Here is a 14,976-nt window from a genome sequence, read left to right as displayed (position 1 = left end):
GTCAACTTTTCAGAGCAAAGGAGCACATTCGTGGGTATTGCAACGCGCGAAGTTTATGATGAGATGCTGGATCGGGCGAAGGCTAACAAGTTCGCTTACCCGGCCATTAACGTGACGTCTTCGCAGACCCTCACGGCTGCCATTCGCGGATTCGCTGAGGCTGAGTCCGATGGCATTATTCAGGTTTCGGTCGGCGGCGCGGAGTACGCTTCCGGCTCCACCATCAAGGACCGCGTCGCTGGTTCGCTTGGTCTCGCCGCTTACGCTCGCGAGGTTGCGAAGAACTATGACGTGACCATCGCTCTCCACACCGATCACTGCGCCAAGCAGAACATCGATTCGTGGATCCGCCCGATCATGGAGCTTTCCGCCCAGGAAGTTGCCGCTGGTCGTGAGCCTTTCTTCCAGTCGCACATGTGGGATGGCTCAGCCGTGCCGCTCGAAGAAAATCTTGAGATCGCGAAGGAGCTCCTCGCGCTGTCGCAGAAGTCCAACACGATCCTTGAGATCGAGATCGGCGTTGTTGGTGGCGAAGAGGACGGCGTCGTTGGCGAGATCAACGAGAAGCTTTACACCACCGCTGAGGATGGCCTGAAGACCGTCGAGGCACTTGGTCTTGGTGAGAACGGCCGCTACCTGACCGCTCTGACCTTCGGCAATGTTCACGGCGTGTACAAGCCGGGTCACGTCAAGCTTCGTCCGGAGCTCCTGGGTGAGATCCAGGCTGAGGTCGGTGCGAAGGTCGGCAAGGAGTCCCCGTTTGACCTGGTCATGCACGGCGGCTCGGGTTCGACTGCCGAGGAGATCGCAACCGCGGTCCGTAACGGCGTCATCAAGATGAACGTTGACACCGATACCCAGTACGCCTTCACCCGCCCGGTCGTGGATCACATGTTCCGCAACTACGACGGCGTCTTGAAGGTTGACTCGGAGGTCGGCAACAAGAAGATGTACGACCCGCGCACCTGGGGCAAGCTGGCTGAGGCTGGCATGGCCGCCCGCGTTGTTGAGGCTGCTGAGCGCCTCGGCTCTGCTGGCAAGCGCATGAAGTAAGTCAAGCACTGAGGGGGCGGGGCGACTGTTGTCGCCCCGCTTTTCTGTGCGGTGGCGCGGGGCGGCTCACCCTCGCCGCGGCCCGCATCCGTCCGCTGCGGCCCGCGTCCGCCGTGGCCCGCATCCGTCCGCTGCGGCCCGCGTCCGCCGTGGCCCGCGTCCGCCGTGGCCCGTACCCGCCGCGGCTGTACTAAGCTGATCGGCACTGTATTAATATACGCGGTAGGTTCCAGGGGTCAATGCACTACTTTTTGGAGTGTGTTGAATGGTTGGTAGATCGCCGATTCGGCCTTATTCGCAGTCGTTTCGTGATCATGCGGTGGCCTTGGTTGCTTCTGGACGTTCGTGTGCAAGTGTTGCTCGTGAGTTGAAGGTTAATTGTCACTCGGTTCAGGTCTGGGCTCGTGGGGCGGGTTTAGTGTTGGTCCGTGGGCAGGGTGGGCCGGCGCAGGCTCGTGCGGCTGCTAGGGTACGGGTGTGGCAGTTGACGGCTGAGGGCTTGCCGGTTGCCGAGATCGCGAAACGGGTTGGTCATAGTCCGAACTGGGTTCGTGGGAAACAGGCTATGTTGGGGCCTATGGTTGAAGTTTTGCAACGGGGCCGTGTTGGTGGGGCCACGGTCGTGGCCAGTGTTGACCGGGTTGGTAATGGCAGGGTTGGTCGAGGCCGGCGTATGACGCTTGAAGAGCGCGTGGCGATCGGGTTGGGGTTAGCTGATGGTAAGTCGGCTCGGCAGATCGCTTTAAGTTTGGGGCGTAGTCCGTCATCGGTGACGCGTGAGATTAATCGTGGTGCTTTTCCTGATGGTTCTTATGATGCTCGCTGGGCTCATCAGTGCGCTCATCAGCGTCGTTCTCGTCCTAAGCCGGGCAAGCTTACTACCCATGTGGCGCTGCGTCAGAAGGTGGTTGAGCTGTTAAATAAGCGTTATTCTCCCCAGCAAATCAGTGTTCGTTTGCGTCATGATTATGGAGATGATCGGCAGATGCGTGTGTCTCATGAAACGATTTATCAGGCTTTGTATGTTCACGGGGGTGGGGCATTACGGCAAGAGCTTAAACGGGAGAAAGGACTGCGTTCGGGTCGTCAACGGCGTATTGCTCGTTCTGCTCTTGCTGGCACTCCCGGGCGCGGGCGTAAGACGTGGGTCGAGGGCGCTTCAATCGATTTGCGCCCCCACGAGGTCGATGGGCGCCTGACGCCAGGTCACTGGGAAGGAGATTTAATTATCGGTGGTGGTAAGGGCAAGCACACAGCGCTGATCACCCTAGTCGAGCGCTCTTCACGGTTTTTGCTGATCGCTCGTCTTGGGGTGAGCCATGATTCACCGACCGTGATTGAGAAACTGACCCAGATGGTTCAGACCTTGCCCAGTAAGGCCTTCTCCTCGATCACCTGGGATCAAGGTAGTGAGATGGCGCAGGTAGCCCAGTTCAAGGTCGATACCAATATCAAGGTCTACTTCGCTGACCCGCATAGCCCGTGGCAGCGTCCGTCGAATGAACGCCTGAATCGTGATATTCGTGAATACTTCCCCAAGGGAACTAACTTCGCTGACATCACCGACGAGGAAGTCGCTTTCGTCCAAGACGAACTCAACGACCGAGCCCGAGTTGTCTTGAACGGAATGACCCCACGTGAGACACTGGCCGAGTTGTTAAAAAATGATGCATCGACCCCCTGAATCTCCCCGCCAGATTAATACAGCGGGAGACAGCTTAATAGGGCGCGGGCGTCTAACTCAGGGCGAGCCGGGAATCTGTACGCCCACGTGATGGTGAGCTTGGCGACCGCTTTCTGGTGGTCAGCCGAGCTTGCTGCTGGTCAGCGGAGCTCGGTGGCGCCGGGGGCGTCGAATTTGTCGATGATCGCGGTCAGGCCGGCGAGGATCGCCGACGCGATGAGGGCCTGTTTCGTGTGGGCGAACCGGTCTCCGGCCGCTCGCCTGCGCTCGCCCCTGCGGAAGATTGCTTTTTCTATTGCGATGCTCGTACCAGCCACAACGGTTGTTGCGACGCCGGCGGCGACGAGGTAGGTGGTGACGCCGCCCGCACTATTGATGAAACGCTCTTCGTCCGACTCGGCTGCGGCGTCTCGCTCCGGCGGAGCTGACTCGGCGTCGTCGTGCGGATTGGCACTCGCGCCGGTGTTGGTGCTGACGTTGCCGTTGCCGTCGCCGTCGCCCGCGCCGCCATCGAGGCTGGTGGGCGTGGCGAAGGCGCCCAACCCGATGGGCTTCATCTGGACCTCAATCCCGGTGATGGTTGCAACGACGCCGAAGCGTGCGAGTCGCCGGAGCCAGGGCCGGCGCACGAAGTCGGGCATGGCGTAGTAGGCAAAGGTGTTGGCGGCGGTCGTGGCAACGTGGGTGTAGGTCGGGTTCATTGCGATACCTCTCTTGCGGCTCTCCGGTAAATCTAGCAGTCGGAGGGGCTGGCGAGCGGTGTGGCCGGTGGGCGGAGCGTCCGGTGGGTGGTGCGTCCGGTGGGTGGTGCGGCGGACTGACCGGAAGCCGAGCGGCCGGACCGGGCGGCGGGTGTTGCGGCGGAGTGGCCGGAAGTGAAGCAAGTGGGGCGCCAGCCCCCGCCAGCCCCCGCCAGTCCCCGCCAGCCCCGCCCCGCCACCAACTGAAACCAGCCGCCTCACAATGTGGACAAGCTCTGCCCGTATCGTGGTACGTGTCGTAGACTGAGGCGGACCCGCAAGGACGGGTCCGCGGCTTGCCCGGCTTTTCGCGGGATGTACGAATCGTCAGGTGGCCGCCAGGACTAATGAAGGGCTCACCATGCCAGCAATCGTGATCGTCGGCGCCCAGTGGGGCGACGAGGGTAAAGGTAAAGCATCAGATCAACTCGGAACTGAGGTCGATTACGTCGTCAAGTTCAATGGCGGCAACAATGCTGGTCACACGGTCATTGTTGGGGAGGAGAAGTTTGCTCTGCATCTTCTTCCGGCCGGAATCCTGACCCCGGGCTGCACAGCCGTCATTGGCAACGGCGTGGTGGTGGACCTAGAGGTGCTTTTCCAGGAGAAGGAGGCCCTTGAGGCTCGCGGTGTTGACACGTCGCTTCTGCGCATCTCCTCGAACGCCCACATTATCCCCTCCTACAACAAGCGGATTGATGGGGCCAACGAGCGCCTGCTCGGCAAGCGCAAGATCGGCACGACCGGCCGTGGCATCGGCCCGACCTACGCCGACAAGATGAACCGCATCGGCATTCGCGTCCAGGATCTGTTCGATCCCTCGATCCTCCGGCAGAAGGTGGAGGGTGCGCTGCATCAGAAGAACAACCAGCTCGCGTCGCTTCACAGCGAGGAGACCTTCGACGTCGACGTCGTGACCAACGAACTTCTTTCCTATGCCGAGCGCGTTCGCCCGATGCTAATCAATTCGTCCGCCGAGCTGAACAAGGCGCTTGACCGCGGCCTGACCGTCGTGTTCGAGGCGGGCCAAGCCGTCATGCTCGACATCGACCACGGCACCTATCCCTATGTCACTTCTTCCTCGACGACGGCGGCGGGCGCGTGCACGGGTTCGGGCGTCGGGCCGCTGCGGCTCGATCGTGTGGTCGGCGTCGCGAAGGCGTACATCACGCGCGTGGGCGAGGGTCCGTTCCCGACCGAGCTCCTCGACGACGCCGGTGACCGCTTGCGTGAGGTTGGCGGTGAGTATGGCACGACGACGGGTCGCCCGCGCAGGTGCGGGTGGTACGACGCCGTCGTGGCCCGTTACGCTGCACGAATCAACTCGCTGACGGACGTGGTGGTGACGAAGCTCGACGTGTTAACTGGGCTGGAAGAGATTCCGGTGTGTGTCGCCTACGAGATCGACGGTGAGCGTGTGGAGGACATGCCGGAGAACCAGTCTGACATGCATCACGCCGCGCCGATCTACGAGTACCTGCCGGGGTGGAGCGAGGATATTTCGATGTGCCGCTCGTTTGAGGAGTTGCCGGCGAACGCCCAAGCCTACGTGCTTCGCCTTGAGGAGCTGTCGGGTTGCCGGATCTCCTCGATTGGCGTGGGTCCGGAGCGTGCGCAGACGATTGTGCGGCACGCCTTGTTGGATTAAGAAAGCGTGCACGTCGGCTCGCCGGCGTCGGCAAAATTGCAGGTCCGTCCCCGTTTCCGCGCGGGGGCGGACTTTCTCGTCGGGAAATTGGGCCGGTTCCAATATAAACTGGTGGCAAGGGTTTTGCGCTGAGCGCCAAATGCCCGTAGGTCCCATAAAAATTAACGATTCTTTCAGAATAATGGGATCTGGAAGTAATCCAACATCGCCAGTCTCTAGGAGGAAATGCGATGACAGAAACCGCGTTCAATGTTGAGGACGTCCGTGCAGGCGCACCGGAATTTGCGCCGAACGATCTCGTTGAGTGGGTAACCGAGGTTGCCAACATTACTCTGCCGAAGGATATTTACTGGGCAGATGGCTCCGAGGAGGAGTGGGATCGTCTTACCACTGAGATGGTCGAGTCGGGCATGTTCACCCGCCTCAACCCGGAGAAGCGTCCGAATTCGTTCCTCGCGCGCTCGCTCCCGTCCGACGTGGCTCGTGTTGAGTCCCGTACCTTCATCTGCTCCGAGAAGGAAGAGGATGCTGGTCCGACCAATCACTGGGCCGATCCGAAGGAGATGAAGGAGACCCTCATCGGTTCCGAGGGCGTCTTCCGTGGCGCAATGCGTGGCCGCACGATGTACGTCATTCCGTTCTCGATGGGCCCGCTTGGCGGCCCGATCTCCCAGCTCGGCATCGAGCTGACCGATTCGCCCTACGTTGTTGTCAACATGCGAATCATGACCCGCATGGGTACTGAGGCTCTGAAGCTCATTGGTGAGGGTAAGGTTTGGGTTCCGGCTGTTCACTCGGTGGGTTACCCGCTGGTTGACGCCGAGGGCAACGAGCGCCCCGACACCGCTTGGCCGTGCAACGACGAGAAGTACATTACCCACTTCCCGGAGACCAACGAGATCTGGTCCTACGGCTCTGGCTACGGCGGCAATGCGCTGCTGGGCAAGAAGTGCTTCGCTCTTCGCATCGCTTCGACGATGGCTAAGCGCGATGGCTGGATGGCTGAGCACATGCTCATCCTCCGCTTTACCAACGAGGAGACCGGCAAGCAGTACCACGTGACCGCCGCGTTCCCGTCGGCATGTGGCAAGACGAACCTCGCCATGCTCCAGCCCACCATCCCGGGCTGGAAGGTCGAGACCATTGGTGATGACATCGCTTGGCTGCGTCCGGGCCCGGATGGTCGCCTGTACGCCATCAACCCCGAGGCTGGCTTCTTCGGCGTCGCACCGGGTACGTCCTACAAGACCAACCCGATGGCTATGGACACCGCTCGCGCGAACTCCATCTTCACCAACGTTGCACTCACCGATGACGGCGACGTCTGGTGGGAGGGCATCGACGGCGAGACCCCGGAGCACCTCATCGATTGGCACGGCAACGATTGGACGCCGGAGTCCGGCACCGTCGCCGCTCACGCCAACTCGCGCTTCACGGTTCCGGCCGCACAGTGCCCGATCATCTGCCCCGATTGGGAAGCGCCGGAGGGCGTCGCTATTGACGCCATCCTGTTCGGCGGCCGCCGCGCCACCAACGTCCCGCTCGTGGCTGAGCAGAAGGAGCCGGCTCACGGCGTCTTCATCGGCGCTTCGGTCGCTTCCGAGGTCACCGCTGCTGCGACCGACGTCAAGGCCGGCTCGCTGCGCCACGACCCGTTCGCTATGCTCCCCTTCTGCGGCTACAACATGGCCGACTACTGGGGTCACTGGATCGAGATGCAGAAGGAGCTTGGCGACAAGTTCCCGCGTGTCTTCCAGGTCAACTGGTTCCGCAAGGACGAAGAGGGTCACTTCATGTGGCCGGGCTTCGGCGACAACTCCCGTGTCCTCGACTGGGTTATCCGCCGCGTTGCCGGCGAGGTCGATGCTATTGACGGCATGACCGGTAACTACCCCTACAAGAAGGACTTCAACCTTGAGGGTCTCGATGAGATCACCGATGAGGTCTGGGACAAGCTGTTCGCTACCGATCCGGAAGCATGGGCTACTGAGATTGACTCCACCGAGGAGTACTTCGCACAGTTCGGCGACAAGGTTCCGGCCGCTATCGTCGACCAGCTCGATAAGTTCCGTCAGCGCATCGCCGCTGCCAAGGAAGCCTAAGCGTTAGCTTAAGTCACGCGGAGGGAGGGCCTGTGGTCCTCCCTCCGTTGTTTTTCCTGCGTGCGCTGCCGGGCTACTGGCACGCCGCCGTGCGCGACGGTTCGGTAACGACGGCCCGATAGCAGCGGCGGGTCGTGCCTGACGGGCGCGACGGCGTCGTGGGTCCACGTGGTGGAAGAAAACGGGATCTCTAGGGTCACAAAGCAAGACTGGGTTACAATGAGAATTCCGGCACCGACGCCGAAAGGAGGACCAGTGACGGCTCAACTCACCATTCCCAACTGGACTCGCATCTATACGGGCAAAGTCCATGACATGTACCAGCCGGCTCACACGCTTGCCCACTCGGGTGGTGAGACGGCCATGCTCGTGGCCTCCGATCGCATCGCCGTTCTTGACCGAGTCCTGCCGAGCATCATTCCGGGCAAGGGCGAGATTCTAACCCGCATCTCCACGTGGTGGTTCCGCCAGCTGGAGGACGTCGTGGCCAACCACTACCTCTCGGACAACGTGCCGCACGAGGTGACGGGCCGGGCGATGATCGTTCAGCGGCTGCGCATGTATCCGATCGAATGCACGGTTGTGGGATACATGACCGATAAGGCTTTCGAGGAGTATTCGCGCGATGGCCGCATTGGTGGCGTGGATCAGCCTGCCGGCCTGGCGCTGGGGGAGAAGCTTCCTGCGGTGTTGTTCGTTCCGGCGTTGAAGGGCGAAGTGGGGCGCGACGACGAAACGATTAGTTTCGAGCGCATGGGCGAGATCGTCGGTACGGAGGCGTCGGAGCGCCTGCGTGAAATCTCCCTCGCCCTCTACGAGCGCGCGCAGAAGATTGCCGGGCAGAAGGGCCTGGTGATCGCGGAGTGCAAGCTCGAGTTCGGCGCCTCGTCCGACTATGGCGACGACGAATTCGTGCTGGCCGACCAGGCCTTCACGCCGGACTCGGCCACCTACTGGCTTGACGACGAGGTCGGCGGGAGTCATCCGCGTTCCTTCGGCAAGGACTATGTTCGCTACGTCGTCCAGGATGAGGCCCGTGAGTGGATCCGCGGTGCTGGTTCGCCACCTATCCTGCCAAAAAAGGTCGTGGATGAGATGGCCTCGCGCTATCGCTTCGTGCAGTCGGTCCTCATGGGTGAATAATCACCATATTTTCTCTGGCATATCGTCAATGAAATGGGTTCTCGTTCCTGTTAGTCTGAAACATGTAATTTAAGAATGGATTGTGGTCACAACTAGCTCCGCGTGACCACTATCTGTAGGCAATAGCGCCCTCCGGGCAGCCGGCGGGCTTTGAGGGGGGGGGACGTGGTGTCTGTGGCGGCAAGCAAGGAAGACAGGCGAAACACGCGGTGGGAAGAGCACCGCAACGAACGGCGTCGTGAACTCATCGAATCGGCGATCACCGCGGTGAAGAAGTACGGCTACGACACGTCGATGGACCAGATCGCCGCCGAATCCAAGACCTCGAAGTCGATCCTTTACAAGTATTTCGGGGACAAGGAAGGCTTGCAATACGCCATTGGGCAACACACCATCAACAGCTTGATAGACGAAATTGGGCATAAGTCTCTTTCTAGCGGGGGGGGGGTGCTTCCGGGATACCTTGGGTGCCGTCGTCGCTAAACTGTTCGACATTGTTGATGACAATCCAGCGTTGTACCGTTTCCAACTCGTTTCCGAGTTTGAAGATGACCCGGATGCACAGCTCATTGCTCGGGTAGAGCATTCGTTAATCCAAGCGTGGATGCCTCTGTTTGAGGCGGATGAAGAAATGGTGGCACACCCGCTATTCAAGGGGGTCGCTCACGCCTGGTTAGTTGGAATCATCTCGATCTTTAAAGGAATAGCGGAATCGCGCCTTGTGGCGCGCGATGCGGCTCAACGTCCCAATAAACTCAAAGGCCCACAATTGAGCCAAGCACAGCAACAATTCGCGCAGATCGAACGCGGCGCGCTGGAGGAGATGCTTGTTAAGTCGGTCGCCAAAGCGATGGAGTCAATCGTGATCGATACATACGAGTTGTTGACCGATCGAGAAGCAACTGCCGAGAAAGCCCAAGAAATCCGGCAACACGTGCACAGTTTTGGGTCCTATGAGCAAAGAAACACTGACCAATAATTGAGAAATCTTTTGTGGTTGTTTTTGCGTCAATTATTGTTGCAAGCGGTTGAGCCTTGTGGGCTCGGCCGCTTGTTCAATGTAAGGAGTAGGAATGGATGCACAGCTTGAACGTGTCTATGAAGAGGCGCTGAAGCGTAACCCCACTCAGCCTGAGTTCCAGCAGGCAGTCCGCGAAGTCATGGAGAGCCTTGAGCCGCTCCTCCTCGACCGGAAGGACTACCAGGACGCGGCAATCCTCGAGCGCATTATTGAGCCCGAGCGTCAGATTATGTTCCGTGTGGCCTGGCAGGACGACAATAATAAGGTTCAGGTCAACCGCGGCTACCGTATCCAGTTCAACTCCACGCTGGGACCGTACAAGGGCGGCCTGCGCTTCCACCCGTCGGTGACGCTGTCCGTTATCAAGTTCCTCGGCTTCGAGCAAATCTTCAAGAACGCGTTGACCGGCCAGGGCATTGGCGGCGGCAAGGGCGGATCGGACTTCGATCCACACGGCAAGTCCGACGACGAGGTCATGCGATTCTGCCAAGCCTTCATGATGGAGCTCTCCCGCCACATTGGCTCTGACATCGACGTTCCTGCCGGTGACATCGGCGTGGGTGCACGCGAGATCGGCTACATGTTCGGCCAGTACAAGCGCCTCGTGCACCGCAACGAAGCCGGCGTGCTCACGGGCAAGGGCATCGGCTGGGGCGGTTCGCTCGCCCGCACCGAGGCAACCGGCTACGGCCTGGTCATGTTCGCCAACGAAATGCTCGGCGAGATTGGCGACTCCCTTGAGGGCAAGACCGCAATCGTCTCCGGCTCCGGAAACGTGGCCACCTACGCCATCGAGAAGCTACACGCCGTGGGCGCCAAGCCCGTCTCGATCTCGGACTCTTCCGGGGCCGTGTACGACCCGGACGGAATCGACGTTGCTCTCCTCAAAGAAATCAAGGAAGTGCGCCGCGGCCGCGTCTCCGAGTACGCCGAGGCTCGCCCGAACGCGACCTTCCATGCGGGTAGCAAGGTGTGGGGGATCGACGCCGACGTGGCACTTCCCTGCGCCACCCAGAACGAGGTGGACGCCAACGACGTGCGCGCGATGGAGATGGGCGGCGTCAAGCTCATCGCTGAAGGCGCGAACATGCCGCTGACCCCGGGTGCCATCGAGGTGGCGCAGGACTCGGGCATCCTGTATGCGCCTGGCAAGGCCGCAAACGCCGGTGGCGTGGCCACCTCTGCGCTGGAGATGCAACAGAACGCCGCCCTGCAGTCCTGGAGCTTCGAGGAGGTGGAGGCTCGCCTGGCAGCGATCATGCATAACATTCACGCAACTTCGCTCAAGACGGCCGAGGAGCTCGGCCAGCCGGGCAACTACATGGTTGGCGCTAACGCTGCCGGCTTTATGAAGGTTGCCGACGCTATGCTCCAGCAGGGCGTGATCTAACCCCGTTTCCGCGTGGTATAAAGTCGCAGGGTTGGCACGGTCGTAATGATCGGGCCAACCCTGTATCCGCCCCGCGCGGGTGGCTGACGGCGGGGCGGACGGCTTGCGGGCGGGCGTCGTCGTGCTGGCCGCGAGGCGGGGCAGACGGCGTCGTGCGTGGCGATCAAGTAGACTCCTGCCATGAAGCGTCGTATCGATGAGGCTCAAGGGATGGGGCTGCTGCGTGCCTATGCGGCCGGTTGCGACCTGACCGTCGCCGATATGCGCACGGCCGTCCGTTTCGCGCTCGAAGAATTTGCCACTCGGCATCCGGGCCGCAGCGTCGAGATTCGCATCCCGTGGGTGGGGGCGGTCCAAGCTATCCCCGGCCCGACTCATACGCGAGGCACCCCGCCGAACGTCGTCGAGATGGATGGCCCAACGTGGCTCGACGCGGTCATTGGGCACGCGGTTGACCCATCGAAGATTTCCCAGTCGGGCGTGCGCGCCGACCTGGGCCCCTATTTCCCGCTCTTCGGCGATGCTCAGTTGCGCGCCGACAACCTCGAAGGCTGAGGCGAGTCACGTGCGTCAACGATTTATCAACCCCAATGTCGTCCCGCTCGAGGACGTCAGCGCCGCTATCGGCCAGCTCGCTCGCGAGGCCGAGGTGAGCCTGGAATACCCCGCCGAGGCCGTCGCCGACGCCGAAGCGTCACCTCGCGACTTCCGCCACCTGCCCGATCGCCGCGATATTCCGCTGGTGACGATTGACCCGGAGGGCTCGCGCGACCTTGACCAAGCCGTCTACATCGACTTTTCCCACGACGCCGTGCGCGCGGGTATCGACGCTGCTCCAACCTGCGTGGTGTATTACGCGATCGCGGCGCTGAACATGTTCGTCAAGCCCGCAAGCGCACTGGATGACGAACTTCGCCGGCGGGCCACCACAATCTACCTGCCCGACCGTTCCATCCCGCTCCACCCGGAGGTCCTTTCCACCGACGTCGCCTCGCTGCTACCCGGGGAAGACCGGCCGGCCTACCTGTGGCGCTTCGAGCTGGATGGTCGCGGCGAGGTCACCACCACAGGCCTTGAGCTGGTGCGGGTGCGCTCGCGGGCACAACTGACATACACTCAGGTCCAGGCCGTGTACGACGGCGAAGAGCAGCTACCCGCAAACGTTCCGGACGACCTGGCTGAGGCATTGGCGCGCTTTGGCCGCCTTCGGCAGGTCCTAGAGGAAGAACGCGGCGGCATCTCCCTGAACCTGCCCGAGCAGCGTGTTGCCCGCGACGCTGACGGCTTCCACCTCGAATTCCGTCAGCTTACTGACGTGGAGGGATGGAACTCTCAGCTGTCGTTGATGACCGGCATGGAGGCCGCCAAGATTATGATCCGGGCAAATATAGGTTTGTTGCGGACGCTGCCGCCCGCGCGGGAAAAAGATGTTGAGCAATTGCGTGGGGCGGCACTCGCGCTTGGGCTCGTATGGCCGGCCGAGCTCGATTATCCGGCGTTCTTGAGGGAGCTTAACCCCGCCCACCCTGCGGCTCTGGCTTTTATGAACGAGGCGGCGTCGCTGTTTAGAGGAGCCGGCTACCTTGCGCTGCCCGTTGCTGACGGCCAAGCGGGCAAACCCGAGGTTGGTGCGGACGCAAGCCTCGAGCATAGCGCTATCGCAGCCCCGTACGCCCACGTCACCGCGCCGCTGCGGCGACTGGTCGACCGCTTCGGGCTGGAGACGTGTCGAAGCGTCGTGGCTGGTGAACCTGTGCCCACGTGGGTGACGACGTCGCTCGGCGAACTACCCGCGCTGATGTCCGCGGGTGCGCACCGCACGAGCAAGTTGGAGCGAGACGCGATGAGCCTCGTCGAGGCGCTGACCTTGCGTGGCCGAGAGGGCGAGGAGTTCGACGCTGTCGTCGTGGACACCCTCAAGCCTCGCAAGGATGACCCAGCGGGCATGGAGCGCGGACGCATCGCTATCTTTGATCCCGCGTTGGAGGTGGAAGCCGTGGGTGCGCGCGTGCCGGCCGGGACGAAGGTGCGCGTGCGGCTGACGAACGAGGGGGATGGCCCGCATTTCAGCGTCGTGGAGTAGGCGATAGGCCGGGTGGGGCCCCGCGGGCTTTTCCCGCTGTCGCCGTGGGTGTCGCCCTGCACTCTCAGCCGCTCGCGCTGTATTAGGCTGTCCGGCGCTGTTTTAGTCTGGCGTATTTTAATACAGCGGCGATCAGGTTAGCGCGGTTTCGGCGAGGCGCCGGGCCGAGGGTCGGACCGGGAGCCGGGAGCCGCCGCCCGGCAGGCAACGCGTCGCCCGCGGGCACACCAAAGAGCCAGCTGGGTGGCTGGCTCTCTCGTGTGTTGGAGATGGACGTTAGCGCTTAGGCGCCCAGTCGTCCTCGTCCCATTCGTCAGTTGCCGGAGGTACCTCGTACGAATCGGGATCGTACTCGTCCCAGTCTTCGTAATCCTCGTAGTCGTCAGATTCGTCCTTCGACTCCACACCACCGGTGAGTTCTCTTTCGAGTGCCTCATAGTCGGTTTCTGGACTGAAGTACTTCAGGTTGCGTGCGACTTTACGCTGCTTGGCTCTTTGACGGCCGCGCCCCATATTGGCTCGACCCCCCTCAACTCGTCTTGGAGCAGGCACGTTGTGCGGCTCCGTGTTATCTCAATAATGGTTCGTGCGTCATACTTTACCCTGAAGTAGGTCCAAATCTCCACGTGGCGCTAAACCAAATCTAAAGTCACTGTTACGTTGGGGAAAATAGTAGTAGTATTTTCTGTATCGCGCGTGATGCCTAATTTGTGGTCGACCCTCGACTGGATCATAATGAAGTCGTTACGTTGCGAAACTCGTATTGTTGCTACTTAAATTGAGTAATTCTATTATTCCTTTTGGGTTTGTGACAGTGTGGGCGGCTTAATAAAATGGTAGAGACACGTGAATATTCGACCTTTATGTCTCGTGGAGGGAATGCGTCTAGGCACCCAGGGGAATATTCGCACCTGGGGCGAAGCTCACCACCATGCGATTCGTCCCGATCAACAGCAAGGATATACAGATGGATTTCGAGACTGAGCTCATGACGCCGTCGGAGGTGGCGGCACTTTTCCGGGTTGACCCGAAGACTGTCGCGCGTTGGGCCGACAGCGGCAAGTTGCCGTCGATTCGTACTCTCGGCGGACACCGCCGCTTCCCCCGCAAGGAAGTTCTTGAGACGATGCGGCGGTCGCAGGAGCCGGCAACGGACTGAGGTTTCCCAGTACCGGAGCCTGGGTTCTCGATGACGGAGCCCAGGCTTGCGCCGGTTGTCTGACGCAGACGTAGACAGCAATAGTGGGGGCGGCGGTGAAGTTTCACCGCCGCCCCCAGAACTACGTAAAATGCTCCGCGCTAAGCCGGCATTCCCTACTTCAGGATCTTCCGCAAGACGAAGAGCGCCACGACGGCCACGGCTGTGCCGAGGATGGCAAGTGCGCGCTTGTCGCCAGACTTGGCGTCCGCGACCAGACCCATGGCCTGCTCCTTGCGCTCGCCAAACTTGGCCTGAGTGTAGGCGCGAGCCTCCTTCTTGAGATTGTCAGGATGGAGCTTGCCTGCCAGCTCATTCACCGTGGCGGTGAGCTCCTCACGCACACGCTGAAGGTCCTTTTCAACTTCCTCCGCCGTGCGGTTGTCCGGAACTCCCTTGGGTGCTTCGTAATCAATGGCCTTCTTCTGGCTCACAGCAGTCACTAGTTCATTCCCTTCTTAACCGCGTCGATATCCTTCTTCAGCCCCGCCTTCGGGTCAATCACGTGCTTCTGCGAAGCCCTGATCCGCAGAAGTCCGACCGCCGCGAGAAGAATGATGATGAGCAACAAAATCCCCGACACGACGAGGAAAGCCGCCCAAAGAGGCATGACAGTTGCAAGGCCGTAGCCGGCCGCGAGGAGCAGCGTTCCGAGCATGTAGAGCGCGAGAACCCCCGCGACAGCCAAGAGCGCGCCTCCGATGCCGAGCTTCTTGACCTTTGCCACTGCCTGCAGTTTGGCGAAGGAAATTTCGTCACGTGCCAGCGCCGAGAACTGGGCGGTGATCTTCGCGACGAGTTCGCCAATCGATTGCCCTCCGCTGGCCACGGGGCCCTTGCCGGAGAGCGTGGAGGGACCTTGTGGGATGTGTGATTCGTTATCAGTCACGGGTACTCCTTTGTCTTTGCCCCTA

Annotated in this window: 15 protein-coding genes; 11 read left to right on the top strand and 4 right to left on the bottom strand. The window is 61.1% G+C overall.

All coding sequences use genetic code 11. The features are described 5' to 3' along the window. Positions 1-30 precede the first annotated feature (30 nt). Together fbaA and HLG82_RS08600 are read left to right on the top strand one after the other, a co-directional pair. Positions 31-1,053: a class II fructose-bisphosphate aldolase gene (fbaA, locus tag HLG82_RS08605; protein ID WP_193326430.1), complete on the top strand. Its 1,023-nt coding sequence runs from the start codon at positions 31-33 to the stop codon at positions 1,051-1,053. A gap of 673 nt (positions 1,054-1,726) precedes the next feature. Next, a complete protein-coding gene (locus HLG82_RS08600) occupies positions 1,727-2,737 on the top strand; it encodes an IS30 family transposase (protein WP_193326020.1) in 1,011 nt (336 codons plus the stop codon). 140 nt (positions 2,738-2,877) lie between these two features. Here the strand turns inward: HLG82_RS08600 and HLG82_RS08595 are convergent, their stop codons facing one another. Continuing rightward, the gene (locus tag HLG82_RS08595) at positions 2,878-3,438 is read right to left on the bottom strand and encodes a hypothetical protein (protein WP_193326429.1); all 561 of its coding nucleotides are present in this window, start codon (positions 3,436-3,438) and stop codon (positions 2,878-2,880) included. Between the two features lie 400 nt (positions 3,439-3,838). Between HLG82_RS08595 and HLG82_RS08590 the strand changes: the two genes are divergently transcribed. From HLG82_RS08590 to HLG82_RS08555, 8 genes are all read left to right on the top strand, one after another. Beyond that, entirely contained in the window at positions 3,839-5,125 is a 1,287-nt protein-coding gene (locus HLG82_RS08590) for an adenylosuccinate synthase (protein WP_193326428.1), read from the top strand. A 230-nt stretch (positions 5,126-5,355) separates the two neighbouring features. Beyond that, a complete protein-coding gene (locus HLG82_RS08585; protein WP_193326427.1) occupies positions 5,356-7,227 on the top strand; it encodes a phosphoenolpyruvate carboxykinase (GTP) in 1,872 nt (623 codons plus the stop codon). 255 nt (positions 7,228-7,482) lie between these two features. Beyond that, complete coding sequence (locus HLG82_RS08580; RefSeq protein ID WP_255313877.1) at positions 7,483-8,370, top strand: phosphoribosylaminoimidazolesuccinocarboxamide synthase; 888 nt, start codon at positions 7,483-7,485, stop codon at positions 8,368-8,370. Between the two features lie 165 nt (positions 8,371-8,535). Further along, on the top strand, positions 8,536-8,853 hold the full coding sequence (locus tag HLG82_RS08575) for a TetR/AcrR family transcriptional regulator (protein ID WP_193326425.1): 318 nt from the start codon (positions 8,536-8,538) through the stop codon (positions 8,851-8,853). Beyond that, on the top strand, positions 8,834-9,349 hold the full coding sequence (locus HLG82_RS08570) for a hypothetical protein (protein ID WP_193326424.1): 516 nt from the start codon (positions 8,834-8,836) through the stop codon (positions 9,347-9,349). The genes HLG82_RS08575 and HLG82_RS08570 overlap by 20 nt, the downstream gene beginning before the upstream one ends. 94 nt (positions 9,350-9,443) lie before the next feature. Next, complete coding sequence (gdhA, locus tag HLG82_RS08565) at positions 9,444-10,781, top strand: NADP-specific glutamate dehydrogenase (protein ID WP_193326423.1); 1,338 nt, start codon at positions 9,444-9,446, stop codon at positions 10,779-10,781. Positions 10,782-10,961: 180 nt separating this feature from the next. After that, positions 10,962-11,336 carry a sterol carrier family protein gene (locus HLG82_RS08560; RefSeq protein WP_193326422.1) on the top strand — a complete coding sequence of 125 codons (375 nt, stop codon included), beginning with the start codon at positions 10,962-10,964 and terminating at the stop codon, positions 11,334-11,336. A gap of 10 nt (positions 11,337-11,346) precedes the next feature. Continuing rightward, the gene (locus HLG82_RS08555) at positions 11,347-12,864 is read left to right on the top strand and encodes an RNB domain-containing ribonuclease (protein WP_193326421.1); all 1,518 of its coding nucleotides are present in this window, start codon (positions 11,347-11,349) and stop codon (positions 12,862-12,864) included. A gap of 276 nt (positions 12,865-13,140) precedes the next feature. Here the strand turns inward: HLG82_RS08555 and HLG82_RS08550 are convergent, their stop codons facing one another. Next, positions 13,141-13,377 (bottom strand): DUF3073 domain-containing protein, encoded by a 237-nt coding sequence (locus HLG82_RS08550; RefSeq protein ID WP_193326420.1) that lies wholly within the window; start codon positions 13,375-13,377, stop codon positions 13,141-13,143. A gap of 454 nt (positions 13,378-13,831) precedes the next feature. On the opposite strand from HLG82_RS08550, the gene HLG82_RS08545 reads away from it, so the two are divergent. Continuing rightward, positions 13,832-14,023, top strand: coding sequence for a BldC family transcriptional regulator (locus HLG82_RS08545; RefSeq protein ID WP_193326419.1), 192 nt, complete (start codon positions 13,832-13,834; stop codon positions 14,021-14,023). A gap of 155 nt (positions 14,024-14,178) precedes the next feature. Here HLG82_RS08545 and HLG82_RS08540 read toward each other — a convergent pair whose 3' ends face one another. Both HLG82_RS08540 and HLG82_RS08535 read right to left on the bottom strand, forming a co-directional pair. Then, positions 14,179-14,505 carry a DUF3618 domain-containing protein gene (locus HLG82_RS08540; protein WP_193326418.1) on the bottom strand — a complete coding sequence of 109 codons (327 nt, stop codon included), beginning with the start codon at positions 14,503-14,505 and terminating at the stop codon, positions 14,179-14,181. Next, the gene (locus HLG82_RS08535; RefSeq protein ID WP_193326417.1) at positions 14,505-14,951 is read right to left on the bottom strand and encodes a phage holin family protein; all 447 of its coding nucleotides are present in this window, start codon (positions 14,949-14,951) and stop codon (positions 14,505-14,507) included. The genes HLG82_RS08540 and HLG82_RS08535 overlap by 1 nt, the downstream gene beginning before the upstream one ends. Positions 14,952-14,976: the final 25 nt, after the last annotated feature.

Source organism: Trueperella pecoris, from assembly GCF_014926385.1.
GTDB classification, from domain to species: domain Bacteria; phylum Actinomycetota; class Actinomycetes; order Actinomycetales; family Actinomycetaceae; genus Trueperella; species Trueperella pecoris.
Note: the sequence above shows the minus strand (reverse complement) of the source record. Positions and strands in the feature narration are given on the sequence as shown.

What these genes read in the sequence shown, in the direction of transcription:
- HLG82_RS08600 (WP_193326020.1), top strand. Translation starts at nt 1,727, where the DNA reads ATGACGCTTGAAGAGCGCGTGGCGATCGGGTTGGGGTTAGCTGATGGT.
- HLG82_RS08595 (WP_193326429.1), bottom strand. Translation starts at nt 3,438, where the DNA reads ATGAACCCGACCTACACCCACGTTGCCACGACCGCCGCCAACACCTTT.
- HLG82_RS08590 (WP_193326428.1), top strand. Translation starts at nt 3,839, where the DNA reads ATGCCAGCAATCGTGATCGTCGGCGCCCAGTGGGGCGACGAGGGTAAA.
- HLG82_RS08585 (WP_193326427.1), top strand. Translation starts at nt 5,356, where the DNA reads ATGACAGAAACCGCGTTCAATGTTGAGGACGTCCGTGCAGGCGCACCG.
- gdhA (WP_193326423.1), top strand. Translation starts at nt 9,444, where the DNA reads ATGGATGCACAGCTTGAACGTGTCTATGAAGAGGCGCTGAAGCGTAAC.
- HLG82_RS08560 (WP_193326422.1), top strand. Translation starts at nt 10,962, where the DNA reads ATGAAGCGTCGTATCGATGAGGCTCAAGGGATGGGGCTGCTGCGTGCC.
- HLG82_RS08550 (WP_193326420.1), bottom strand. Translation starts at nt 13,377, where the DNA reads ATGGGGCGCGGCCGTCAAAGAGCCAAGCAGCGTAAAGTCGCACGCAAC.
- HLG82_RS08545 (WP_193326419.1), top strand. Translation starts at nt 13,832, where the DNA reads ATGGATTTCGAGACTGAGCTCATGACGCCGTCGGAGGTGGCGGCACTT.